Source organism: Pseudomonas sp. GV105, from assembly GCF_003058185.1.
Classification (GTDB): domain Bacteria; phylum Pseudomonadota; class Gammaproteobacteria; order Pseudomonadales; family Pseudomonadaceae; genus Aquipseudomonas; species Aquipseudomonas veronii.
In genome coordinates this window covers 1-24,388 of sequence record NZ_QBUF01000002.1, presented here as the reverse complement: position 1 = coordinate 24,388, position 24,388 = coordinate 1, and the positions used below count along the sequence as shown (strand labels likewise).

At 61.6% G+C, this 24,388-nt stretch carries 19 protein-coding genes; 11 read left to right on the top strand and 8 right to left on the bottom strand.

The features are described 5' to 3' along the window. The first annotated feature begins 7 nt into the window (after window positions 1–7). The gene (locus tag C8K66_RS03625; RefSeq protein ID WP_057004971.1) at window positions 8–1,441 is read left to right on the top strand and encodes a M48 family metalloprotease; all 1,434 of its coding nucleotides are present in this window, start codon (window positions 8–10) and stop codon (window positions 1,439–1,441) included. A gap of 65 nt (window positions 1,442–1,506) precedes the next feature. Here C8K66_RS03625 and C8K66_RS03620 read toward each other — a convergent pair whose 3' ends face one another. From C8K66_RS03620 to rpoE, 4 genes are all read right to left on the bottom strand, one after another. Further along, window positions 1,507–2,946, bottom strand: a complete 1,440-nt coding sequence (locus tag C8K66_RS03620) for a DegQ family serine endoprotease (protein ID WP_108524274.1) — start codon at window positions 2,944–2,946, stop codon at window positions 1,507–1,509. Between the two features lie 235 nt (window positions 2,947–3,181). After that, window positions 3,182–4,144 (bottom strand): MucB/RseB C-terminal domain-containing protein, encoded by a 963-nt coding sequence (locus C8K66_RS03615; protein ID WP_046384369.1) that lies wholly within the window; start codon window positions 4,142–4,144, stop codon window positions 3,182–3,184. Between the two features lie 16 nt (window positions 4,145–4,160). Further along, window positions 4,161–4,748 (bottom strand): sigma-E factor negative regulatory protein, encoded by a 588-nt coding sequence (locus C8K66_RS03610; RefSeq protein WP_046384370.1) that lies wholly within the window; start codon window positions 4,746–4,748, stop codon window positions 4,161–4,163. Between the two features lie 32 nt (window positions 4,749–4,780). After that, the gene (rpoE, locus tag C8K66_RS03605) at window positions 4,781–5,362 is read right to left on the bottom strand and encodes an RNA polymerase sigma factor RpoE (RefSeq protein ID WP_003172477.1); all 582 of its coding nucleotides are present in this window, start codon (window positions 5,360–5,362) and stop codon (window positions 4,781–4,783) included. A gap of 462 nt (window positions 5,363–5,824) precedes the next feature. Between rpoE and nadB the strand changes: the two genes are divergently transcribed. Continuing rightward, window positions 5,825–7,441: an L-aspartate oxidase gene (gene nadB, locus C8K66_RS03600; protein WP_017844910.1), complete on the top strand. Its 1,617-nt coding sequence runs from the start codon at window positions 5,825–5,827 to the stop codon at window positions 7,439–7,441. Here the strand turns inward: nadB and C8K66_RS03595 are convergent. Next, a complete protein-coding gene (locus C8K66_RS03595; RefSeq protein WP_017844909.1) occupies window positions 7,410–7,859 on the bottom strand; it encodes a protein YgfX in 450 nt (149 codons plus the stop codon). The genes nadB and C8K66_RS03595 overlap by 32 nt on opposite strands. Beyond that, window positions 7,843–8,097: a succinate dehydrogenase assembly factor 2 gene (locus C8K66_RS03590; RefSeq protein ID WP_057004969.1), complete on the bottom strand. Its 255-nt coding sequence runs from the start codon at window positions 8,095–8,097 to the stop codon at window positions 7,843–7,845. Before C8K66_RS03590 ends, C8K66_RS03595 begins: the two co-directional genes overlap by 17 nt. A 139-nt stretch (window positions 8,098–8,236) precedes the next feature. On the opposite strand from C8K66_RS03590, the gene C8K66_RS03585 reads away from it, so the two are divergent. Further along, the gene (locus C8K66_RS03585) at window positions 8,237–9,178 is read left to right on the top strand and encodes a folate-binding protein YgfZ (RefSeq protein ID WP_108524273.1); all 942 of its coding nucleotides are present in this window, start codon (window positions 8,237–8,239) and stop codon (window positions 9,176–9,178) included. Window positions 9,179–9,214: 36 nt separating this feature from the next. After that, window positions 9,215–10,036: an HDOD domain-containing protein gene (locus C8K66_RS03580; RefSeq protein ID WP_017844907.1), complete on the top strand. Its 822-nt coding sequence runs from the start codon at window positions 9,215–9,217 to the stop codon at window positions 10,034–10,036. Here the strand turns inward: C8K66_RS03580 and C8K66_RS03575 are convergent, their stop codons facing one another. Beyond that, on the bottom strand, window positions 10,037–11,422 hold the full coding sequence (locus tag C8K66_RS03575) for a sensor histidine kinase (protein ID WP_017844906.1): 1,386 nt from the start codon (window positions 11,420–11,422) through the stop codon (window positions 10,037–10,039). It lies immediately after the preceding gene. Beyond that, a complete protein-coding gene (locus C8K66_RS03570) occupies window positions 11,415–12,086 on the bottom strand; it encodes a response regulator (protein ID WP_017844905.1) in 672 nt (223 codons plus the stop codon). Before C8K66_RS03570 ends, C8K66_RS03575 begins: the two co-directional genes overlap by 8 nt. Window positions 12,087–12,320: 234 nt before the next feature. Here C8K66_RS03570 and C8K66_RS03565 point away from each other — a divergent pair, with 234 nt between their 5' ends. The 7 genes from C8K66_RS03565 (at window position 12,321) to C8K66_RS03535 (ending at window position 24,340) form a co-directional block, all read left to right on the top strand. Then, complete coding sequence (locus tag C8K66_RS03565) at window positions 12,321–13,613, top strand: OprD family porin (protein WP_046384374.1); 1,293 nt, start codon at window positions 12,321–12,323, stop codon at window positions 13,611–13,613. Between the two features lie 41 nt (window positions 13,614–13,654). Continuing rightward, window positions 13,655–14,644, top strand: coding sequence for a tripartite tricarboxylate transporter substrate binding protein (locus tag C8K66_RS03560; RefSeq protein ID WP_164887021.1), 990 nt, complete (start codon window positions 13,655–13,657; stop codon window positions 14,642–14,644). Between the two features lie 60 nt (window positions 14,645–14,704). After that, window positions 14,705–15,163 carry a tripartite tricarboxylate transporter TctB family protein gene (locus tag C8K66_RS03555; RefSeq protein WP_046384376.1) on the top strand — a complete coding sequence of 153 codons (459 nt, stop codon included), beginning with the start codon at window positions 14,705–14,707 and terminating at the stop codon, window positions 15,161–15,163. A gap of 1 nt (window position 15,164) precedes the next feature. Beyond that, window positions 15,165–16,679 carry a tripartite tricarboxylate transporter permease gene (locus C8K66_RS03550; protein WP_046384377.1) on the top strand — a complete coding sequence of 505 codons (1,515 nt, stop codon included), beginning with the start codon at window positions 15,165–15,167 and terminating at the stop codon, window positions 16,677–16,679. Then, a complete protein-coding gene (locus tag C8K66_RS03545) occupies window positions 16,672–17,700 on the top strand; it encodes an AbrB family transcriptional regulator (protein ID WP_108524453.1) in 1,029 nt (342 codons plus the stop codon). Before C8K66_RS03550 ends, C8K66_RS03545 begins: the two co-directional genes overlap by 8 nt. 132 nt (window positions 17,701–17,832) lie before the next feature. Further along, window positions 17,833–21,243: a YncE family protein gene (locus C8K66_RS03540; RefSeq protein ID WP_108524272.1), complete on the top strand. Its 3,411-nt coding sequence runs from the start codon at window positions 17,833–17,835 to the stop codon at window positions 21,241–21,243. A 139-nt stretch (window positions 21,244–21,382) separates the two neighbouring features. Then, window positions 21,383–24,340, top strand: coding sequence for a hypothetical protein (locus C8K66_RS03535; RefSeq protein ID WP_108524271.1), 2,958 nt, complete (start codon window positions 21,383–21,385; stop codon window positions 24,338–24,340). Window positions 24,341–24,388: the final 48 nt, after the last annotated feature.

The window sequence follows — 24,388 nt, the reverse complement described above, 5'->3', positions numbered from 1 at the left end:
TCTGTGCATGACTTTTTTGCGCCCCACCCTGCTGACGCTGGCCTGCCTGCTGGCCTCCCCGGCCTTTGCCGACGACCTGCCGTCACTTGGCGACGCCAGCTCAGCCATTGTCTCGCCGCAACAGGAATACCAACTGGGTCGCGCCTGGCTTGCCTACTTACGCGGCCAGGTGGCGCAGCTCAACGATCCGCAGCTCAAGGATTACGTCGAAACCAGCGTGTACAAACTGGTGGAGACCAGCCAGGTCAATGACCGCCGCCTGGAGTTCATCCTGATCGACAGCCCGCAGCTCAACGCCTTTGCCGCACCTGGCGGTATCGTCGGGGTCAACGGCGGGTTGTTCCTCAACGCTCAGACCGAAGGTGAATACGCCTCGGTGCTGGCCCACGAACTGGCTCACTTGTCCCAGCGTCACTTCGCGCGCGGCGTCGAAGCGCAACAGCGCATGCAGATCCCGATGATGGCCGCGATGCTCGGCGGCATCATTGCCGCCGCAGCCGGTGCGGGCGACGCCGGCATTGCTGCAATTGCCGGCACCCAGGCCGCGGCGATCCAGGAACAACGGCGGTTCTCGCGCCAAAATGAACAAGAAGCCGACCGCATCGGCATCCTCAACCTGGAGAAAGCCGGTTACGACCCACGCTCCATGCCGACCATGTTCGAGCGCCTGATGCGTCAATACCGCTTCGACGCCAAGCCGCCGGAATTCCTGCTGACTCACCCGGTGACCGAATCGCGCATCGCCGACACCCGCAACCGCGCCGAACAGGCCAAGCTCGGCGGCACCGAAGACAGCCTGCGTTATCAATTGATTCGCGCACGGGTGCAGCTGAAATACGAAGACACGCCAGGCCTCGCCGCCAAGCGCTTCCAGGCCCAACTGGACGAAAACCCGAAAAGCGACGTGGCGCGCTATGGTCTGGCCATCGCCCAAATCAAGGGGACCAAGCTCAAGGAAGCCCGGGAAAACCTGGCCCCGCTGTTGGCCAAGTCGCCCAACGACATTACCTACAACCTGGCGCAGATCGAACTGGACATCACCAACAACCGCTTGCCGGATGCCCAGCAACGCACTGACCGGATGCTCACCCAGTACCCCGGCAACTATCCGCTGAACCAGGTGCGAGTGGACCTTTTACTCAAACAGAACCGCACCGCCGATGCGGAAAAGGCCCTGGACGGTTTGCTCAAGTCGCGCCCGGACGATCCGGACGTGTGGTACCAAGTCGCCGAAACGCGCGGCTTGTCCGGCAATATCATCGGCCTGCACCAGGCGCGCGCCGAGTACTTCGCCCTGGTCGGCGACTTCCAGCAGGCCATTCAACAACTGGACTTCGCCAAGCGCCGTGCCGGCAGCAACTTCCCACTGTCGTCACGTATCGACGCACGCCAGCGTGAGCTGATCGAACAGGAACGCTTGGTGAAAGGAATGATGGGCTAAACCCACCGCCCACAAAAAAGCCCCGCCTTCGTTTAACGAGGGCGGGGCTTTTTGATGCGCCGGTGTTACTCAGCCAGCTTGAAGGTAATGAAGCTGGCACGGCCCTGACGCAGGACGCGCATCGAGACCGAACGGTTCTTCGGCAGCGCCTTGGCGATGTCGGTGAACTGCTTGGTGCTGTCGATGGCCTGATTGTTCAGGTGAGTGATCACATCGCCTGGCTGCAGGCCGATCAACGCGGCAGGACCGTCCTGCACTTCCTTGATCACCACGCCGCTTTTCAGGTCGAAGGCCTTCTTCTGCTCGTCCGTCAGCTCGGCCACGGCAATACCCAGGCGATTGCTGCTGCGCTCGGCGCCCGGCTTGGCGCTACCGAGGGCATCAAGGGTCGCGCCTTCTTCCGGAATGGCGCCGACGGTCAGTTCAACGTTCTGGCGCTTGCCTTCACGGATCACTTCCAGCTTGGCTTTGCTGCCCGCCTTGAGCGCGCCCACCAAATGCGGCAGGTCTGCCGACATGACGATCGGCTGGCCGTTCATGCTCAGAATCACGTCGCCGACTTGCAGGCCGCCCTTGGCTGCCGGGCCGTCGTCCTGGATCTGAGCGACCAGCGCACCGGCCGGCTTGTCGAGGCCGAAGGACTCGGCCAGGTCCTTGTTCACTTCCTGGATCACCACGCCCAACCAGCCACGGCTGACTTTGCCGCCGCTTTTGAGTTGGTTGGAAACGTCCATGGCCACGTCGATCGGGATGGCGAACGACACGCCCATGAAGCCACCGGAGCGCGTGTAGATCTGCGAGTTGATGCCGACCACCTCGCCGTTCAGGTTGAACAGCGGGCCACCGGAGTTACCTGGGTTGATCGGTACGTCGGTCTGGATGAACGGCACGTAGTTTTCGTTGGGCAGGCTGCGGCCGATGGCGCTGACGATGCCTTGGGTCACGGTGTGGTCAAAGCCAAACGGCGAACCGATCGCCACGACCCATTGCCCGGCCTTCAGGTCCTGGGACTTGCCCAGTTTCAGCACAGGCAGGTCCTTGCCGTCGATCTTCAGCAACGCCACGTCGGAACGTGGGTCGGTGCCGACCAGCTTGGCTTTCAACTCGCTGCGGTCAGCCAGACGGACGAGGATCTCGTCAGCGTCGGCAATCACATGGTTGTTAGTCAGGATGTAGCCATCGGGCGAGATGATGAAGCCTGAGCCCAAGGACTGCGCTTCACGCTGGCCACCGCCACCACCACGGGGCGCGCGTTGTTGCGGCATGCCACGCTCGAAGAACTCGCGCAGCATCGGCGGCAGGCCTTCCAGGTCCGGCATCTGCTGGTCGGAGACTTTGCGCTCGGGCAGTTTTTGCGTGGTACTGATGTTCACCACGGCAGGCGAGGCCTGCTCGACCAATTGGGTGAAATCAGGCAGCTCGACCGCTTGCGCGGGCACGGCCTGACCCAACACCAACAATGTGGCGACTATGGATAAATAGGACTTCAAGCGTGGTATCGACATACAGCTCCCGTTACGACGAGCAGGGTTGGGCGACAGGGTTCTGGAAACGCCGGAAACTGTGACCGACATCTCCGTTCCGCGAACAAAACATGGTCAGCGCCGACAAGCCCTGACCTATAAAAAATATGAGAGATTTTTGCAAGTGAAAATGCTGGACCGGACATTTCATGACGCTCGGCAGCCAACCTCGCATGGACGTAGGGTGAAAGGCCAGGATGAACATAAGATTAACGATTCACGGCTTGGCGGCTGGTTTTTTTTCACCGCGCACCGACAGCGCGATGCGCTCGGCGGTGCCCATGGGGATTTCGCCCACTACCGTGACCATCATTTCGCCATCCACCGTATTCAGCCGACGCGACACCGCCACCGTCGGGCCCAACTGGGTACGGGTTTCGGTAACGCCGGATTCGCCGATCGGCTCAAGAAATACCGAAAACCGCGCCAGCCCATCTTCATACATCCGACTGTCGACCGTCGCTTTGGTCTGGGTGTCTTTGCGCGCATTGCTGCTGGTCAACTGGAAACCCGGCGGCAACCATTCCAGATGCCAGTCCTGGGCAGGTTGCACCTCGGGCGCTTTAGCCGTGGCCACTGCAATAGGCGTGCAATCGCCAGTGGGTTGCAAGTCGCGATCATCCGGCGTGACCGAGGTGTTCAATCGCGTGAACTGGAAACGCTCCAGCAACTGCCCCTGATCGTTCACCAGCAGGGATTTAAGGGGCAACGCAGTTTCGCGGTCCAGGTGCAACTCAAAACCATAGCGGTATTGGTCACGCGGAGTGATCGACACAATCACCGCATTTCGACCGGCCACGCGAGATTTGCCGATGACGGCCAGTTCGTAGAATTGCGCGATTTTTTGCGGATCAAGCGCACGTGAAGGGGCATCACGCGAATTGCCGAGGCCGGCGACAAGAGTGCCGCTGACGCATTGCGTCCGACCGTCTACCCGCACGACTTCCTGAGCCGAACCGTCGAGCTGCAAAAGCCGCTCGCGAACCTGACCGTCCTGGACACGATGCCAGATGTCGTGGGTAGAAAAATTGCCGTTACGCTCGTAGACGAACGTACCTTGGAAGCTTTGCTGTTGCTCAGCACGCCCAAGTCGAGTCAACCAGTCTTGGGCATCATCGGCGTGGGCGGGGAGTGCAAACCAACCACTGAGCAAAAGCGTAAGGAGCGGTATGGCGCGCATAGTGCTCCTCAACGGTTCAACGGTTTTCCAGGCTTGCCGCGCGAGCATAAGGCAGAGCGCTTTCAGTGCCTTTCAAGGCCGATTCCTGTGCGTGTTGGCGCAGGTAGCCTGGAAGACGCTGATCCTGCCAGCCGGATTGCCCTTGAAGCACACCGTTCGCCATCGGGCCGGTAGTGTCGGAGCTTTCCTTGTAGCCTGCCAGTACGGCGGGGCCCTTGACTTGCGGGCCAGCCATGATCGGTTGCTGAGTCTGCTGGGCCAGTTCGGCACCGGCGATTTCGTCCTGGTTGTACAGGCGAACACCAGCCAGAACGGCAACAGTCACCGAAGCGGCCACTGCCAGGCGACCCAGGCTACGCCATGGCCCCCGCGCAGCTTTTGCCGGAACGGCTTCATCAGCCAGTGCAGCAGAAACGGCCGCAGCAATATCCAGACGAGGGATTAGAAGATCCTTGTGCATCACCGCCCGAGCGACTTGGTAACGAGACCAGGTATCACGGGTTTCGGCATCACCGAATGCATTGAGCACCCGACGAAGTTCCAGTTCATCCGCTTCGTTATCCATCACTGCGGACAGCGATTCCTGCAGGGCATCACGACTCATGGCGGTTCCTCTCTTGGCTGTCGCCGCTGTCTTTAGTTTTCCTGCAACAACGGTTGCAAGGCTTTATCGATGGCTTCCCGGGCCCGGAAAATCCGTGACCTTACAGTCCCCACCGGACACTGCATGACGCTCGCAATGTCTTCATAACTCAGACCATCGAATTCACGTAAAGTTAACGCCGTCCGTAAATCTTCTGGCAGTTGCTGAATAGTGCGATGAACGGTGCCTTCGATCTCGTCGCGCAGCAATGCACGCTCCGGCGACTCGAGATCTTTGAGGCCGTGATCACCATCGTAAAATTCTGCATCTTCCGAACTGACATCACTATCTGGTGGGCGGCGTCCGCGAGACACCAGATAGTTCTTCGCCGTGTTGATGGCGATGCGGTAGAGCCACGTGTAAAACGCGCTGTCACCGCGGAAATTGCCCAGCGCACGGTATGCCTTGATAAAGGCTTCCTGTGCAACGTCCTGCGCTTCATGGGTGTCGTGCACAAACCGCACGATCAACCCGAGAATTTTGTGCTGGTATTTCAGCACTAGCAGATCAAAAGCTCGCTTGTCGCCGCGTTGAACGCGCTCGACCAGCTGCTGATCCTCTTCCTGGGTTAGCATGAACACTCCTCGTTGTACTTGAAGGAGGCTTGCATAACTGAACGATCAGGCTTGCAAACATAGACTCGGACTTTCCGCAAAAGTTCTCCCCTCCAAGCAAGTTTCCGGCATGCACTGATTTGGCACACACGAAAAACGCAGCGCGGGCAATGCCGGCTGCGCGAATAATCTTGTCGCCGGTTTCCTGACGCGTCCAATGCTCCCGACGGGCCAATAAACTCAACGTTTTCCCAGCTTTCGGGCAACCTGCTATTGAGTCGGGGCTTATGCAAAAAGTTCCCACTTCAATAACCGGTCCATTTACCTTGGCCGTGCACCGTAATTTCACATTGCCACGAATGCGCGGCTATTGTGCCGCTCCCCCCCTCTATATACTAGTAGCCCGTGTGACCCTTTGATTCGCCGATCCAGGCGTCCTGTTTGCGCCAGCCCCTGTGGATCGCTTTTTGCGGAATCCTTCAAATGAGCCAACAGTTTCAACACGATGTCCTGGTGATCGGCAGCGGCGCAGCCGGCCTGAGCCTTGCGCTGACCCTCCCCAGCCACCTGCGCATTGCGGTGCTGAGCAAAGGCGACCTGGCCAATGGCTCGACATTCTGGGCCCAGGGCGGTGTTGCCGCCGTGCTGGACGACACCGACACGGTGCAGTCCCACGTCGAAGACACCCTCAACGCTGGCGGCGGCCTGTGCCACGAAGATGCGGTGCGCTTTACCGTCGAACATAGCCGCGAAGCCATTCAATGGCTGATCGACCAGGGCGTGCCGTTTACCCGTGACGATCACGCCGGCAGCGATGACGGCGGCTTCGAGTTCCACCTGACCCGCGAAGGCGGGCACAGCCATCGCCGCATCATCCACGCCGCCGACGCCACCGGGGCCGCGATCTTCAGGACCCTGCTCGAACAAGCCCGCCAACGCCCGAACATCGAACTGCTCGAGCAACGGGTCGCCGTCGACCTGATCACCGAGAAACGCCTGGGCCTGTCGGGCGAGCGCTGCCTCGGCGCCTATGTACTCAACCGCAACAGCGGCGAAGTCGACACCTACGGTGCGCGCTTCACCATTCTCGCCTCGGGCGGCGCGGCCAAGGTCTACCTCTATACCAGCAACCCCGACGGTGCCTGTGGCGACGGCATCGCCATGGCCTGGCGCTCGGGCTGCCGGGTGGCCAACCTGGAATTCAACCAGTTCCACCCCACCTGCCTGTATCACCCGCTGGCCAAGAGCTTCCTGATCACCGAAGCCCTGCGCGGCGAAGGCGCGCACCTGAAACTGCCGAATGGCGAGCGCTTCATGCAACGCTTCGACCCGCGCGCCGAACTGGCCCCGCGCGATATCGTCGCCCGCGCCATCGACCATGAAATGAAGCGCCTGGGCATCGACTGCGTCTACCTGGACATCAGCCACAAGCCCGAAGCGTTCATCAAGACTCACTTCCCGACGGTCTACGAGCGCTGCCTGGCCTTCAACATCGACATCACCAAAGGCCCGATCCCGGTGGTGCCGGCCGCGCACTACACCTGCGGCGGCGTGATGGTCGACCAACACGGGCGCACCGACGTGCCCGGCCTGTACGCGATCGGCGAAACCAGCTTCACCGGCCTGCACGGCGCCAACCGCATGGCCAGCAACTCGCTGCTCGAATGTTTCGTCTATGCGCGTTCGGCGGCAGCGGACATCCTTGAACAACTGCCGCAGATCCCCGTCCCTGCCGCCCTGCCCCGCTGGGACGCGAGCCAGGTGACCGATTCGGACGAAGACGTGATCATCGCCCACAACTGGGACGAACTGCGACGCTTCATGTGGGACTACGTAGGGATCGTGCGGACCAACAAACGCCTGCAACGCGCACAACACCGCGTGCGACTGTTGCTGGATGAGATCGACGAGTTCTACAGCAACTACAAAGTCAGCCGCGACCTGATCGAATTGCGCAACCTGGCCCAAGTGGCGGAGCTGATGATCCGCTCGGCCATGGAGCGCAAGGAAAGCCGGGGCCTGCATTACACCCTCGACTACCCGCAGATGCTGCCCGAGGCCCGCGATACTATTCTGGTGCCAACCACCTACGCCGACTGAACTTCAGGCGAACCCGCAGGCGCCGGTGTACATCGGCGGCCTGCGAATCCTTGGGCACACAGATCGACCGCACCGCCCATTCGCCCTGCACCCGATAGCGCAGCACCACGATCAACGGCAACGCCAGGCTGTCGGGACGCAGTTGCACGCGGTGCCAGCCGCGCGCTTCGCTCCACAACTGCCACCCGCTTTCGTCACGGCGCAGGCCGCGAATCGACGAACGGTGAGTCAGCCGGATATGGCGCGGGATAACCCAGGCGGCGTGAGCCAGGCACAGCAACAGGCCAAGGCTTGAATAAGGCAAATCGACAAGCAGCAGCGCACCCAGTGCGGACGACTGGGCCAGGAGATAGGCCGCCAGCAACAGCCGCGAGGCCTGCCAGCGGCATTCGAAGGCGGGATTACTTGGGCTGGACACGATCCAGGATCATCCGAACCATGCGCTGCAGCTCCGGGTCTTCCGATTCAGCGCGTTCCATGAACCAGCCGAACATGTCCTGGTCTTCGCATTCCAGCAGGCGCACGTAACACTTGCGATCCACCTCGTTAAGGGTCGAGTAAACCTCTCTGACGAATGGCACCAGCAACACGTCCAGCTCAAGCATGCCGCGACGGCTGTGCCAGTAGAGGCGATTGAGTTCTACATCTTCGACCATGGAACGCTCCTCAAATAGATTGCAAGTATACAGGCCCCAAGGCAGCGGAACAGTCGGCTTTGGTCGCCCCCTACAGAAACTATCCATTTGTCGGGCGCCCCTCTATGATGCACCTAGACTTTTTGACCTGCGATGACCCATGGCCGACTCTGCTTTCTTCTGCCCACTGACCCACGAAGGCGTTCTCGCCGTCCGCGGCGCCGACGCTGCCAAGTTCCTGCAGGGCCAACTCACCTGCAACCTCAACTACCTGAGCGACACCCAGGCCAGCCTCGGCGCGCGCTGCACGCAAAAAGGGCGCATGCAGTCGAGCTTTCGCATCCTGCTGCAAGGTGATGGCGTGCTCTTGGCCATGGCCACCGAGCTGCTGGAACCGCAACTGGCCGACCTGAAGAAATACGCGGTGTTCTCCAAATCCAAACTCACCGACGAAAGCGCCGCCTGGGCACGTTTCGGCCTGGCGAACGCGGATCATGCCCTGGCGAGCCTGGGCCTGGAACTGCCGGCCGCGACCGACAGCGTCGTCCGCAGCGAACAATTGATCGCCATCCGCGTATCCCCTGGTCGCGTCGAACTCTGGGCGCCCGCCGAGCAAGCCGAAGCTGTGCGCAGCCAATTGGCCGCGCAGTTGCAAACGGCTGACTTGAATGACTGGCTGCTGGGCCAGGTGCGCGCCGGTATCGGCCAGGTCATGCCGCAGACCCGCGAGCTGTTTATCCCGCAGATGCTCAACCTGCAGGCCGTGGGCGGCGTCAGTTTCAAGAAAGGCTGCTACACCGGCCAGGAAATCGTCGCGCGCATGCAATACCTGGGCAAACTCAAGCGTCGCCTGTACCGCCTGAGCCTGAATGCCGCTGAATTGCCCGAGCCCGGCACGCCGCTGTTTTCTCCCAGCCACAACAGCTCGATCGGCGAAGTGGTGATCGCGGCAAAAGCTGACCAAATGGTGGAACTTCTGGCGGTTCTGCAAGCCGAAGCAGCCGAGAGTGGTGATGTGCATTTAGGCACCCTCGAAGGTCCCGGTTTGCAACTACTTGACCTGCCCTACCAATTGGATCGTGATCGAGAGATCCAGCACTGATCGTCGCACCCCTTTGCAACACCTTAGAGAGCATGAATGAACGAGCTGGCGGAAAAAGTCCAACAGGCTTTGATTGCGGCCATCGACAACGATGACCTGGTTCTGCCGACATTACCGGAAGTGGCCCTGAGCATTCGTCAGGCCGCCGAAGACCCGGAAATCGGCATCAGCCACTTGAGCAAAGTGATCGGTCGCGACACCGCGCTGTCGGCGCGCTTGATCAAAGTGGTCAACAGCCCGTTGTTGCGGGCGACGCAGGAAGTCACCGACCTGCACACCGCCATCACCCGGCTGGGCACCAACTACAGCAGCAACCTGGCGATCGGCCTGGTGATGGAGCAGATCTTCCACGCCCGTTCCGAAGTGATCGAACAGAAAATGCGCGACGTCTGGCGCCGCAGCCTGGAAGTGGCGGGCGTCAGCTACGCGCTGTGCCGCAGCCACAGCCAGCTCAAGCCGGACCAGGCAGCGCTCGGAGGCCTGGTGCACCAGATCGGTGTGCTGCCGATCCTGACCTATGCCGAAGACCATTACGAGTTGCTCTCTGACCCGGTCAGCCTCAACCACATGATCGAGAAAAGTCACCCAATGCTCGGCGACAAACTCCTGCGTGGCTGGGACTTCCCGGAGATGCTGGTCAAGCTGCCGGGCCAATACCTGGACCTGGAACGCGACTCCGCCAGCCTCGACTATATCGACCTGGTGCAAGTCGCCGTGCTGTATTGCCATCGCGGCACCGCGCATCCACTGGCGGATGTACCGATCACCAACCTGCCGGCAGTCAAGAAACTGCGCCTGGACCTTTACAGCGACAGCGTGCGTGCGGAACTGGATGAAGCGCGGTCGATGTTCTACTGATCAACCGGCGACAAAACTGACGCGCACTTTCAAGCCCGTCGGTTCACCATCATGCAGACTGATCTGGGCCAGATGCGCGCGACAGATTTCGCCGACAATCGCCAGGCCCAGACCGGAGCCCAGGCCCTGCTGACTGCGGCGATAGAAGCGTTCGAACACGCGGTCGCGCTCGTCCAGCGGAATGCCCGGGCCATCATCTTCCACTTCCAGCACCGCCGGTGCCGTCACGCGCAGGATCACATTGCCGCCAGGCGGCGTATGCGCCAGGGCGTTATCCACCAGGTTACTCAACAGCTCGTTGAGCAGCGTCGGTTCGCCGCGCAGCCACACCGGCTCGTCGGCTTCCAGCGCCAGCGCGACCCCACGCGCATGGGCCAACGGCGCCATGGCCATGCCCAGTTCGCGGGCCAGTTGGCTGAGGTCGAGCAATTGTGCCCCGCCTTCGGCAATCGCCCGTGCGCCGTTTTCGATGCGCGCCAAGGACAACAATTGATTGGCCAGATGGGTCAGGCGGTCGGTGCCTTGCGCGGCGGTTTCCAGGGTGCTGCGCCAGGTGGCCGGGTCTTCGGCGCGCAGGCCGAGTTCCAGGCGCGCCTTGAGCGCGGCCAGCGGCGTGCGCAGTTCGTGGGCCGCATCGGCGATAAACTGTGCCTGGCGCTCGAACTGGCCCCGCAGGCGTTCGGTGAAATGGTTGATGGAACGCACCAGCGGGCCGAACTCGAGCTGCACCTCGACCAGCGGCAACGGCCGCAGATCGTCGGGCTGGCGCTCTTCCACCGCCGTGCGCAAGCGCTCCAGCGGGCGCAACGCCGCGCTCACGGCAAACCACACCAGCAATAGCGCGCCGATGGCGAGCATGCCCAGGCGCAGCAAGGTGTCGGCCATCAGGCTGCGGGCCATGCTGACGCGAGCTTCATCGGTCTCGGCCACGCGGATTTCCGCCATGCCGTTCATGTTCGGTTCGGAGACCGCCTTGAGCAGGCTCACCACGCGCACGGCCTGGCCCTGGTACGTGGCGTTGTAAAACCGTGCCAATGCCGGGTAATCATCAGTGCGCGGCGTGCCAGGCGGCGGGCCGGGGAGGTTTTCGTAACCGGAAATCAGCTTCTGGTCGATGTCATTGACCTGGTAATAAATCCGCCCGGCGCTGTCGTAGGCAAAGGTGTCCAGGGCCACATACGGCACATTCGCGCTCAAGCTGCCGTCGACCTCGGTCAGGCCGGCGGCAATCGTGCGTGCAGAGGCCAGCAAGGTGCGGTCATAGGCGGTGTCGGCGGCTTCGCGGCCGTTCCAGTAGGCGCTCATGCCGCTGGCGACCATCAACAGCACCAGCAACAACGCCAGGTTCCACAGCAGCCGCCAGCGCAGACTGCTGGGCTTATGCATCGCGCGCTTCCAGCAGGTAGCCGAGGCCACGGAAGGTGACGATGGCGATGGGCTGGCCGTCGAGTTTCTTGCGCAGGCGGTGTATGTAGATTTCGATCGCATCCGGGCTGGCTTCTTCATCGAGGCCGAACACCTGGGCGGCCAGTTGCTCCTTGCTCATCACCCGGCCCGGGCGCGCGATCAGCGCTTCAAGCACGGCTTGCTCGCGGGACGTGAGGGTCAGCAGCTCGCCGCCGACCGTGAAGCGGCGGGTGTCGAGGTCGTAGACCAGCACGCCGCACGCCTGCTGGCGCTCGCCGCCGAGCACGCTGCGCCGCAACAGCGCCTTGACCCGCGCCTCCAGTTCCGTCAGCTCGAACGGCTTGGCCAGGTAATCGTCGGCGCCCAGGTTCAGGCCATGCACACGGTCTTTCACATCACTGCGCGCTGTCAGCATCAGCACCGGCAGATTTTTCCCACGCGCCCGCAAACGCGCCAACACCTCGAAACCGTCCATGCGCGGCAAGCCCACATCGAGGATCGCCGCGGCGTATTCCTCACTGCCCAAGGCCAGGTCCGCGGCCACTCCGTCGTGCAGCACATCGACGGTCAGACCCGTGCTCTTGAGCGCCTGGGCGACACTTTCGGCCAGTTGCAAATGGTCTTCAACCAGGAGGACACGCATGGATTTCTACCTCATTCGGGGGTGGTCGGCGCCACGCTCTGCGAGGCAGTTTACAGGCGCCGCCTGGGCTGTGAAGCCCGAAAACATTGAAAGGCAACTGAAAGGTTAGTGAAAGCTTCACCCTTTAGCATCCAGCCACGGTAGGCCATGCCCGCCGAGCTGCCTGATCCGTAGCGCCCGAAAAACGCCTCGAAGCGTTTTCGTCAAATAAGAACAATAACGGAGTACTCAACGATGCTGTCGACACAGCCCCAGGCTTGCACGCCTGTGCGTTTTTCCCGCCTGACCCAAACCGCCCTTGCCAGCGCCGCCACCCTTGCCGGCTTTTCGCCGCTTGCCCAAGCCGCCTTCTTCGAAGACAGCAGCGCGACCCTGGAAACCCGCAACATGTACTTCAACCGCGACTTTCGCGACGGCACCAGCGCCCAGCAATCCAAGCGCGACGAATGGGCCCAGGGCTTCATGCTCAACCTGCAATCGGGCTACACCGATGGCACCGTCGGCTTTGGCGTGGATGCGCTGGGCATGCTCGGCGTCAAGCTCGACTCCAGCCCCGACCGCACCGGCACTGGCCTGCTGCCCACCCACGACGATGGCCGCGCCGCCAACGAGTATTCCAAGCTGGGCCTGACCGGCAAAGTGAAGATCTCCGCCACCGAACTGAAAGTCGGCGCGCTGATCCCCGAGCTGCCGATCCTCAAGCCCAACGACGGCCGCATCCTGCCGCAAACCTTCAACGGCGGCCTGATCACCTCGAAAGAGTTCAAGAACCTGGTGTTCACCGGTGGCCGTCTCGACAAGGCCAAGGACCGCGACGACACCAACTACGAGGACATCGCCCTCAACAACAAGAACAGCCGTTTCCTCAGCGGCGCCACCGGCAAGCACTTCAATTTCGGCGGCGTGGACTACAAGTTCGCCGACAAGATCACCGGCAGCTATCACTTCGCCCAACTCGACGACGTGTACCGCCAGCACTTCCTCGGCCTGGTGGCTGCGCGCCCGATGGGCCCCGGCACCTTCGCCACCGATCTGCGCCTGGCGATCAGCGACGACACCGGCGCCGCCCGCGGCGGCAAGATCGACAACACCTCCCTCAACGGCCTGTTCAGCTATGCCCTCAATGGCCATAAGCTCAGCGCCGGCTACCAGCACATGTCCGGCGACAGTGCGTTTCCGTATGTGGATGGCAGCGACCCGTACCTGGTCAACTTCGTGCAGATCAACGACTTTGCCGGCGCTGAGGAACGCTCCTGGCAGGCACGCTACGACTATGACTTCGCCAAGCTGGGGATTCCCGGCCTGAGTTTCATGAGCCGCTACCTGTCGGGTGACCATATCAAGCTCAAGAACGGCGAGACCGGCAAGGAGTGGGAACGCAACAGCGAGATCAAGTACGTGGTGCAAAGCGGCACATTCAAGGATGTCGCCGTGCGCCTGCGCAATGCGACCTATCGTTCCAACTATTCAGCGCGTGATGCGGATGAAGTACGCCTGCTGGTCAGTTACAGCGTCGCGCTCTGGTAAGCAGTGCCTGGTAATAGCCACTCATAACAACAACGATGGAGATAACCATGACCCTTTCATTGCGTAAATTCGCCCTCGCCGCCGGCTGCATGCTGTTCGCCGGCCAACTGCTGGCCGCCGACGAACCCAAGCGCCCGGAATGCATCGCCCCGGCCTCCCCTGGCGGTGGTTTTGACCTGACCTGCAAACTGGCGCAAAGCGCGCTGGTCAACCAGAAGCTGCTGAGCAAGCCGATGCGCGTGACCTACATGCCCGGCGGCGTGGGCGCAGTGGCCTACAACGCCGTGGTCGCACAGCGCCCTGCAGACGGCGGCACCTTGGTGGCCTGGTCCAGCGGCTCGCTGTTGAACCTGGCCCAGGGCAAGTTCGGGCGCTTCGATGAAAGCGCCGTGCGTTGGCTGGCGGCGGTCGGCACCAGCTACGGCGCCATCGCGGTGAAAAGCGATTCGCCTTACAAAAATCTCGACGACCTGGTGCAGGCGCTGAAGAAAGATCCGAGCAAAGTGGTCATCGGTTCCGGCGGCACCGTGGGTAGCCAGGACTGGATGCAAACCGCGCTGATCGCCAAGGCCGCCGGGATCAACCCGCGCGACCTGCGCTATGTGGCGCTGGAAGGTGGCGGTGAAATTGTCACCGCGCTGATGGGTAACCACATCCAGGTGGGCAGTACCGACATCTCCGATTCCATGCCCCATATCCAGAGTGGAGACATGCGCTTGCTCGCGGTGTTCTCCGAAGCGCGCCTGGACGAGCCGGAAATGAAGGATATTCCGACCGCCAGAGAGCAAGGCTACGACATCGTCTGGCCAGTGGTGCGCGGTTTCTACCTTGGGCCAAAAGTCAGCGATGCCGACTACGCCTGGTGGAAAGACGCCTTCGACAAACTGCTGGCCTCCGAAGACTTCGCCAAGCTGCGTGACCAGCGCGAGCTGTTCCCGTTCGCCATGACCGGCCCGGAGCTGGACACCTACGTGAAGAAGCAGGTAGCGGACTACAAAGTGCTGGCCAAAGAGTTCGGCCTGATCCAGTAATCGCCCCTCTGTCGCACGGCCACGCCCTGCTGAACCAGGGGCGTGGCCCAGGAGTTCAACATGCTCTTACAACGCATATTCGCCGCCGCGCTGCTGCTGGCCTGCGCGGGCCTGGCCTTGATGGCCTGGCCCTACCAGGCGTCGTTTTCCTACGAACCCGTGGGGCCTCGGGCCTACCCGCTGCTGATGCTTGGGCTGATGAGCCTGGCGCTGATCTACATGCTGTTTCGCCCGCAGCCGACCAAACACACTGAGGAAGAACCCGCGCTGGACCGCGCCACCCTGATCAAGATCGGCATCTGCGTGGCGCTGTTGATCGTGTTTGCCGCCACCTTCGAATCCCTCGGTTTCATTCTCAGCAGCATGTTGATCGGCATTCCGATGGCACGGCTGTATGGCGGCCGCTGGTTGCCCGGTGCGGTGATCATCACCTTGATGAGCGTCGGCCTTTATCTGCTGTTCGATAAAGCCATGGATGTTCCGCTGCCCCTCGGCCTGCTCGACGTTCTGGAGAACTGATATGGATACTTTCGGCTATTTGGGCCAGGGCTTCGGCGTGGCACTGTCCCCCTACAACCTGGTGACCGCGCTGTGCGGCACCTTGATCGGCACCGTGGTCGGCCTGCTGCCGGGCCTGGGCCCGATCAACGGCGTGGCGCTGCTGATCCCCATCGCGTTCGCCCTGGGCCTGCCGCCGGAGTCGGCGTTGATCCTGCTGGCGGCCGTGTACTTGGGCTGCGAATACGGTGGGCGTATCAGCTCGATCCTGCTGAACATCCCGGGCGAAGCCTCCACCGTGATGACCACCCTCGACGGTTACCCGATGGCCCGCAAAGGCCTGGCCGGTGTGGCCTTGTCGTTGTCGGCGTGGAGTTCGTTCATCGGCGCGTTTATCGCCACCTGCGGCATGGTGCTGTTTGCCCCGCTGCTGGCCAAGTGGGCGATTGCCTTCGGCCCGGCGGAATATTTCGTACTGATGGTGTTCGCGATTGTCTGCCTCGGCGGCATGGCCGGCGATAAACCGCTGAAGACCTTTGTCGCGGCGCTGATCGGCCTGTTCCTGTCGGCGGTGGGCATCGACGCCAACAGCGGCGTGTACCGCTTTACCGGCGATAACATCCACCTGACCGACGGCATCCAGTTCGTGGTGTTGGTGCTGGGCCTGTTCTCCATCAGCGAGATCCTGTTGCTGCTGGAAAAAACCCACCGTGGCCAGGAAGCAGTGAAAGCCACCGGGCGGATGATGTTTAACCTGAAGGAAGCCTCGTCGGTATTTGTGGTGAACATCCGGTGCGGCCTGCTGGGTTTCATCATGGGCGTATTGCCCGGCGCCGGCGCGACGTTGGCGTCAGCCGTGGCCTACATGACCGAGAAACGCCTGGCCGGGGCCAGCGGTAAATTCGGGCAGGGTGACATGCGCGGTCTGGCGGCACCGGAAACCGCCATCGGCGCCTCCGCCTGCGGCGCGCTGGTGCCGATGCTGACCCTGGGCGTGCCGGGTTCGGGCACCACCGCGGTGATGATCGGCGCCCTGTCGCTGTACAACATCACGCCGGGCCCGCTGTTGTTCCAACAGCAACCGGATATCGTCTGGGGCCTGATCGCCTCGTTGTTCATCGCCAACATCATGCTGGTGATCCTCAACATCCCGATGATCCGCATCTTCACGCGCATCCTCGCCGTGCCGAACTGGGCGCTGGTGCCGGTGATCGCGATCATTACCGCGATCGGCGTGTACGCGGTTCACGCCACCACGTTCGATCTGTTCCTGATGATCGGTATCGGCATCTTCGGCTACATCCTGCGCAAGCTCGACTTCCCGCTGTCGCCGGTGTTGCTGGGCTTTATCCTCGGCGGCCTGATGGAGCAGAACCTGCGCCGCGCGCTGTCGATCTCCAACGGTGCGCTGGAGATCCTGTGGTCCAGCCCGATCACCTTCGGCGTCTGGGTATTGACCGCCGTGATGCTGCTGTTACCGCTGGCGCGCATCTACCGCAAACGTGCGTTGCAGCGTCGTGCCGTGGCCGATGTCTGAGGCCAGCTTTAAACACTGGTGGGGAACACCGCTGGTCGGCCTGGCCGGCGGTTACCTGGCCAGCCTGGTCGGCTGGCCGTTGCCGTATATGGTCGGTTCGCTACTGGCGATCATTCTCGTGCGTTGCCTCACGCCGTGGCAGTTGGCGGAGATTCCCGGCGGGCGCAAAGGCGGCCAATGGGTGGTGGGCATCGGTATCGGCCTGCACTTCACTCCGCTGGTGATCGAACAGGTGATGAGCCACTTCGGTTTGATCTTCTTCGGCGCGCTGGTCACCAGCCTGTCGAGCGTGGTCGGCGTGTGGTTGATGCGCCGCAGCGGCGAAGACCGCGCCACCGCGTTTTTCTCCAGCATGCCCGGCGGTTCCGGCGAGATGGTCAACCTCGGCGCACGCAATGGCGCGGTGCTCAGCCGGGTCGCGGCGGGGCAAAGCTTGCGGGTGTTGGTGGTGGTGCTGTGCGTACCGGCGATCTTCAAGTATGTGCTGGACGGTGGCGCGCCGCAGTTTCATCCCGCCCCCGTGAGCTGGGCCTGGCTGGCGCTGCTGTTTCCCGCCGGTGCGCTGGTGGCCTGGGGCTGGCAACGCTTGCGTCAGCCGAACCCATGGTTGTTCGGGCCCCTGTTGGTCAGTGCCACCGCCAGTGTGGCGTGGGACCTGCACATCGGCCTGCCCGACGGCGGCAGCCAGATCGGCCAGTGGCTGATCGGCAGCGGGTTGGGCTGCCACTTCAATCGTCAGTTCTTCCGCAGTGCGCCGTCGTTCATGGCGCGCACCTTGATCGGCACCGCCTTGACCATGGTGCTGGCGACGCTGGCCGCCGTGGGCTTGAGTGCGATGACCCAACTGGACCTGCGCTCATTGACCCTGGGCATGATGCCCGGTGGTATTGCCGAGATGAGCTTGACCGCGGAAACCCTGCAACTGTCGGTGCCGTTGGTGACGGCAATGCAGGTGATGCGCTTGTTGTTCGTGTTGTTTCTGGCGGAGCCGCTGTTCAGGCATTGGAACCGCCAAGGCTAGCGGCTGCCGAGGGCCGCTACCGCCTGTCGGCACTGTCATTTCTAACAGCTAGCCTGCTCGCTGCCCTTCTGCGTTCAATCCTTGTGTGCCCCGGACCTTTTTGGCTCCTTGGCCCAGCACGAGGTGAAAACCATGGCTCCAGACCGCAACGCGCCCCCTTTCGTCGCGCAGTTGTCGCCTTATATTCCCGGCCTGACGACCCCGGTCGTGGGCTTCTCCGGCGGCGTGTATCAACTGCTGCTGGAGAGCCATGGCAGCGCGGGCCTGATTTGCATCTTGCGCGCCTACGCAGGCCAGCTTGAAGGCGATTTCATCGAGTTGTTCTGTAGCGACCTGCTGGTCCCGGTCGACTTCCATACCGTAACCGAGCAAGAAGCGCGCGAAGCAAAGGCGATTACCCTGCACGTCTCCCTGGCCCGCTTGGTCGACGGCGCGGCCGGGCCCGTATTTTTCCGGGTGACGCACCTCGATCACCGCGTAGAAGAAACCCAACGCCTGACCCTCAAGATCGACACCGTGGCGCCAACCGGCAGCGACCCCGTTACCCGCCCGCCCTGGGTCAATGAACAACTGTCGCGACCGCAACCGGCGCAGGTCCTGATCGATTCGGCCGCAGCCGGGCGTGGGGTGGTGGTGAGAATCCCCTTTTACCCGCTGGACCTCAACCGGCCTCCCAGTACCTACCGGGCGGTACGCGATCGCATTCGCTTGATCATCGGCGGGCAAATCATCGAGCACATCGTCACAGAGAATGAGGCCAGCAGCCGCAACCCGATTTCAATCACGGTCTATTACGGCACCTGGCTGCGCATCGGCAGTGGCTTTCAGGCCTGCGCCTACGATGTCATCGATGAGGTCGGTAACTACGCGTCGGGGCGCTCGCCGATGCAACTGATCGAAGTGCGGCTGGATCCCAACGAACGGTTGCTGGACGCCGCCCAGATTGTCGAAGCACCGACCGGCACGCTGGATGCGGACACGCTGGCAGGCAAAGACGCAACCCTCAGGGTGGCTGTCGAGGGAAAAGGCTGGGCGTCGGGCGACGGTCTTCGACTGACCATTCGCGGGCGTTTGCCGGAAGGTGTCGATGTCGAACAGACCTACGATGCCAGTATCACATCGACCACAACGCCTTTCGTCGACGTCCCATGGCCCAATGCTGACGTGCGTATGCTTATCGGCGCCTTGATCCAACTGAGTTATGAGCGAATTCGCACAGGGCAAGTCAACCGCCCCTCGGAAAACACCTTCGTCCAAGTGAGCGGAACCCCCGAACAAACCGGCCTCGTGGCACCGCAAGTGCCGGCCGCCAGCGGCGGCGTTCTGCATCCCTTGACCGACCCGGTGACCGTTACGATCGCGGCTTACACCGGCCAAAAGCCCTTTGACCGCGTCACGCTGGTGCTGGAAGGCACCTACGCCAACGGCCACCGTTTTTATCAGGAGCACGGGTTGCCGGCCGGCGAAGGCAGCGTCGTGTTCGAACTGCACAATGGGATCGACGGTGACATCCGCCAGCTCGATGGCGGCGAGCTGATGCTCTACTACTACATCAACACCGCCGGGGGGCGCCCACCGTCGGCCATTCTGCAACTCAACATCGGCGAGCCCCAGGACGCCCTGCCCGCGCCTGAGGTGTTGCAAGCACCCGCCCCTGCCTTCAACTTCGACCCCGAGCAATCCCGAGGCAATGCCAACGTGAGGGTTGCGGCGCATGCCGCTTTCACGGAAGGCGCCACGGTCACCCTGTACGTCGAAGGCAGCGCCATGGGCGGCAGCGCCCCACCGGACCGGTTCCCTATCACCCGGCCGTGGGTCGGGCAGGACCTGGCGTTTGTCATCGCACGGGTGTTTGTCGTGGCCAACCTCAACGGCTCGGCGCGCATTTACTATCGGGTGGAGCACGCCGGCCAGCGCACCCGTTATTCCCAGGCGTTGGTGATGAGCGTCGGCAGCGGTCTGCAACTGCCGGTGCCGCATATTCTGGAAAGCACGATCAACATCGCCGACCCCTCCACCGCCCGGCTCAACCCGCAACATGTGCTGGAGCCGCCGGTCTGCACGTTTCGGGTGAGCTACAAGCCGATGCTGGCCAGCGATGATATCCAGCCCAGATTCACCGGCACCTACGGGCTCGGAACGCCCGTCATCAATCCACGGCCAGGCGACCCGATGAAAGGTTATGTCGACTTCATCATCAGTAATCGGGTGATTGCCGCCAACCTGGGCAGAGACGCTGCATTGTCCTATACCGTGACCCGTGCCGGTGCCACCAGCATCTCCCAGGTGTTGACCTTGACCATCGACCCGCTGGCCGAACAAGTGCTGGACCTGGTCAACGTGCCCCAGGCGTCGAACGGCATCATCAACGCCAACGTGGCGCATAGTGCAGTGATTCAGGCATGGCCGTTCATGCGGACCGGGCAGCCGGTGTGGCTCGAAATCAAGGCCGCGGCCAATCGGGTGCTGCGCGACGGCATGCCGCTGAGCGCCGCGGAGTTCAATGCCAAACGCGTGGAAGTCCGCTTACCCGCCGATCATCTGCAATCCTTGCCGACCCAGAGCACCCTGCGGGTTGAGGCGCGGGTATCGCTGAACGGCAGCGCCCATAAGGATTTCGCCATCGCCTTTCGCCCTGTCGACTACCGCATAAGCAACACCGTGGGCATCTTCGCCACAATCCCGGTGGGCAATTCGCCGAACGCCCTGGCGCTCAGCCCGGACGGTACGCGGCTCTACGTCGCCTGCACCTTCGGCCGCACTTCGATCTGGGTCATCGACACCCTGCGTAACCGCGTCATCGACAGCTTCGAGGTGCCGGGCTCGCCGTTGCGCCTGGCCATTCATCCAACGGCCGAGCGTCTGTATGTGACCGACAACAGCAGCGCCACCAATACCCCGATTCGCCTCTACAGCACGCGGGACTATTCGCTGATCGACACGCTGACCGGGTTCACCACCGTCCGAGGCATTCGCTTCAATGCCAACGGCTCGCGCCTGTATGTGGCCGATGAAGGTGCATCGCGCCTGGTCGTCATCGACACAAGCAACCACCAACGCGTGGCTTCGATCCCGGTGCGCGCGCCCATCGATGTCGCCGTCAGCCCTGATAACAACCGCGCACACGTGGCCACATTCTTCGACTGGTCCATCATCAATCTGCCGACCAACAGCCTGATCAACAGCGCCGACACCCGCTCCGCCCCCGTCGCCATTGCCCATAACCCCCGTGGCTCTCAGGTGTATATCAGCGCGCGCGAAGGCGGCAGCGTCACGATCGGCAACACCTCGACCCAGCGCATCGAGCAGACCTTGACCGGGTTGCTGGGCCCCTACGACATCGCCTTCGAACGCGGGCGTGATCGGGCCTACGTGTCGCAGACCGATGGCGACCTGCTGGGCATTATCGATACGCGCTCGCGACAGGTGATTGGCAGCTATGCCGGGTTTAACAAGCCGCGCGGGCTGGTGGTGGCTCCAGACGATTCCCACGGCTACGTGGCCAATATCGGCGGGGATTCAGTGTCGTTGGTGGTGTTTTAGCTGACGGACAAGTCGGGTTCACCATTCGTCGGCACTGTCATTTCTCACAGCTAGGCAGTCCCGGGTTCAGGACGTTGAATTGAGCGTGCCGACGCCTCGCGTCAGTCGTCCAATCAACTGCTCAGACAGGATTACGATCATGGCCACAGACTCCGATGATCAAGCGCTCATCCCCGCCGACAACGCTTTGCCCGTGTTGCCCTACGATCCTCCAAGCGATGAATTCAGTGCCCGCGAACCGGACGAGCCGCGATCGGAAGGTTTCACGCTGCCTCAGGTCGACGGCTCGACATTGACCCCTCAATCGTTTCGCCAGACGCCGTTCGCCGATCTTCCCCTGTACCTGCCGACGCTGAGCACCCCTGTCGTCAGTTTCGACGGCGGGCTCAACCGGGCGGCGCTGGAGGTGAATGAAAAAGGTGTCACGTGCATTTTGTTCAGCTACCTGAACCAGGCAGAAAACGACTTCATCGAGTTGATGCTCAACGACGAACGGGTTGTTTTTCACACCGTGACCGAAGACGAAGCCCTCAAAGGCACACAAATTGTCCTGTATGTGCCCAGCAAGCATTTCATCAGCGAGGCAGGCAATGCACTACAGGCATTCGTAACTCCTTTGGGAGGCAACACTCAACAGACCAAACGCTTCAACATCAAAGTTGATATCGAACACCCCGGTGGACGCGACCCGATAGCCAGCACATGGCAAAACGAAAACCTGCCCAAACCGATATTTCCCGACGACGTCATACAATTTGGCGTGGACAGCGACACCGCGGGTAAAGGCGTACCGGTGATCATCGACTATTACCCGGTGGATTCCTCGGCGCCCGTCGCCAACCGCCGCAAGGTGCGAGATCGCATTCGCCTAAGCATAGGCGGAGTCGTGGTTGAACACCGTGTCAGCGAATTTGAAGCAGCGGGTACTGCGCCCATTACCATATGGGTCTACGCGAACACCTGGGCCACCGTGGGCAGCGGGGTAAAAATCTGTGAATACAACCTATTCGACGAGGTAGGCAACGCGTCCCTCGGGTTCTCACCCGAACAAGAACTGACGGTGCGCCTTGACGATGGGGCGCAGCCGCTGCTGCGTGAAGCCTATATTGATGAGGCCGAACAGGATCCCGACGGTAACGATCAACTCGATGCCGATAGCCTCGGTGGCGAACCGGCGACCATTATTGTTCCCGTGCGCAATGAAGGTTATATCTCCGGCGATACGATTCGTGTGAGGGTCAACGGCCTCACCGCTGAGGGTATCCGGATCATCACATTTTACGATTTCCCTGTCGTATCACCGACCATCGTCACCGCGAAGATCCCCTGGCCGTTCGCAGACATCCTGCCGCTGGTCAACGGTCGCATTCAGTTGACCTATCAGCGCATACGCACAGGCGTTCTACCGCGCGACTCCAGAGGTGCCAACGTCAACATCGTCGGCACGCCTGGCGAGGTCGGCCTGGCAGCGCCCATTGTCGAGGCGGCCATGGGTGGCACGCTGCCTGATCCCACCGTCAATCCGTTTGAAGTGCTCATCAAGACCTACCCCGGCCAGCTATCCAGTGATCGCGTCACGCTGGTACTGGAAGGTACCTTCGCCAATGGCAGGTCTTATTACGCCGAATACAGCGATATGGCAGGCATCGGTGACATTTACTTTGACTTGCCCAACGGACCCGGCGGGCCCATCGCCCAGCTGGAAGGTGGCTCTCTCATTACCTATTACAAAGTCAACAATCGGCCGCCGTCACGTCGACTCGAGCTGAGTATCGGCGAGACCCAGGCCTCACTGCGTGCCCCGACCACCCGGCAGGCTGTGCCGCCAAATCATGTGTTCGACCCGCTCGTCAGCAAGGCCAACCTGAACGTCACCGTTCACCACCATGCCAGTTTTGTACTGAATGCCGTAGTTACCCTGCACTTTGAAGGGAGCAAGGCGGGCGGCAGCAATCCGCCAATCGCCTTCCTGATCGATTCAAACTGGTTGGGGGCAGACCTGCCCTTCACGATTCCTCGAACTATCGTCCTGAACAACCTGAACGGCTCGGCACGCCTTTACTACACGGTCGATGCGCCTGGACAGCCACGCCAACTCATCTCCCATGATCTGGTGATTACGATAGGCAGCGCACTGGAGTTGCCAGAACCGGTCGTACTGGAGTCTACCCCGATCAAGCCGCCCAGCCTCGCCTCGATCAACCCCCTACATGTCCTGCCGCCGCGTCCTGCCGTTGTCACTGTCCGCGTGACCTATGCCATGCTCGCCAGCGATAACGTCAAAGTACATATCATCGGAGAAAGCGGCACTGGGATTGGAACACCGAATATCCCGATGAAACCCGGCATCCCTGATGCGGGGGAGGAGTACATCACGTTCACCACGTCCAACGTATTCGTGGGGGCGAACCTGGGTCGCAAGTGCCGGGTATTTTTCGAGGTGACCCGCGACAACGCCATCACCCAGTCGCGGGAATTGACCCTGGAGGTCGAAGAGCTGCCAGAGCAGGAATTCGAACTGGTCAGTATCCCCGAAGCCTCGGGTGGGGCGATCAATACGGCAGTGGCGAACAACGTGCGGATTGATAAATGGCCGTTCTTCAGAGCCGGGCAACCCGTGTGGATTCAGTTACTCAGCACGACCAATCGCGACCTGCGGCTTGCGGTCGGCGTGACATCCGCGGAATTCAATGCCGGACGCACGCTCGACCTGATACCCGCCAGCTATTTGTCAGGCTTGGAGAACAACAGCGAGGTTGCGGTCAAAGCCTGGGTATCGCTGGACGGTTCCAACAGCCTGGAGACGGCCAAGTACTTCAAGGTGCCTACTTATGTGACGCGTAAGGGAAACGGGGAGATTATTCGTCATATTACAGCTGGGAATGGCCCGGCTAAAATCGTAATCAGTCGAGACGGCACAACGGCATGTGTCGCGAACTCGCGTGCCAATGCGATTTCAATCATCAATCTTACAACTGATGCAGTCAGAACACTGAGCACTCCCTATGCCTATGCTGCTTATAGATTGGCGTTGCACCCTACTGACTCAATGAACGAGCCCCATGAAAGACAGGACACCGTTTCCCCCTTACGATAAGGGATAGGCAAACGGGTATGTTTATGACTAACAGCAACGATAAGGGTG

Bases quoted from the DNA above. Each gene is read 5' to 3' on its own strand.
- C8K66_RS03625 (WP_057004971.1), top strand. From the start codon at position 8: ATGACTTTTTTGCGCCCCACCCTGCTGACGCTGGCCTGCCTGCTGGCC.
- C8K66_RS03620 (WP_108524274.1), bottom strand. From the start codon at position 2,946: ATGTCGATACCACGCTTGAAGTCCTATTTATCCATAGTCGCCACATTG.
- C8K66_RS03615 (WP_046384369.1), bottom strand. From the start codon at position 4,144: ATGCGCGCCATACCGCTCCTTACGCTTTTGCTCAGTGGTTGGTTTGCA.
- C8K66_RS03610 (WP_046384370.1), bottom strand. From the start codon at position 4,748: ATGAGTCGTGATGCCCTGCAGGAATCGCTGTCCGCAGTGATGGATAAC.
- rpoE (WP_003172477.1), bottom strand. From the start codon at position 5,362: ATGCTAACCCAGGAAGAGGATCAGCAGCTGGTCGAGCGCGTTCAACGC.
- nadB (WP_017844910.1), top strand. From the start codon at position 5,825: ATGAGCCAACAGTTTCAACACGATGTCCTGGTGATCGGCAGCGGCGCA.
- C8K66_RS03590 (WP_057004969.1), bottom strand. From the start codon at position 8,097: ATGGTCGAAGATGTAGAACTCAATCGCCTCTACTGGCACAGCCGTCGC.
- C8K66_RS03585 (WP_108524273.1), top strand. From the start codon at position 8,237: ATGGCCGACTCTGCTTTCTTCTGCCCACTGACCCACGAAGGCGTTCTC.
- C8K66_RS03580 (WP_017844907.1), top strand. From the start codon at position 9,215: ATGAACGAGCTGGCGGAAAAAGTCCAACAGGCTTTGATTGCGGCCATC.
- C8K66_RS03575 (WP_017844906.1), bottom strand. From the start codon at position 11,422: ATGCATAAGCCCAGCAGTCTGCGCTGGCGGCTGCTGTGGAACCTGGCG.
- C8K66_RS03570 (WP_017844905.1), bottom strand. From the start codon at position 12,086: ATGCGTGTCCTCCTGGTTGAAGACCATTTGCAACTGGCCGAAAGTGTC.
- C8K66_RS03565 (WP_046384374.1), top strand. From the start codon at position 12,321: ATGCTGTCGACACAGCCCCAGGCTTGCACGCCTGTGCGTTTTTCCCGC.
- C8K66_RS03555 (WP_046384376.1), top strand. From the start codon at position 14,705: ATGCTCTTACAACGCATATTCGCCGCCGCGCTGCTGCTGGCCTGCGCG.
- C8K66_RS03550 (WP_046384377.1), top strand. From the start codon at position 15,165: ATGGATACTTTCGGCTATTTGGGCCAGGGCTTCGGCGTGGCACTGTCC.
- C8K66_RS03545 (WP_108524453.1), top strand. From the start codon at position 16,672: ATGTCTGAGGCCAGCTTTAAACACTGGTGGGGAACACCGCTGGTCGGC.
- C8K66_RS03540 (WP_108524272.1), top strand. From the start codon at position 17,833: ATGGCTCCAGACCGCAACGCGCCCCCTTTCGTCGCGCAGTTGTCGCCT.
- C8K66_RS03535 (WP_108524271.1), top strand. From the start codon at position 21,383: ATGGCCACAGACTCCGATGATCAAGCGCTCATCCCCGCCGACAACGCT.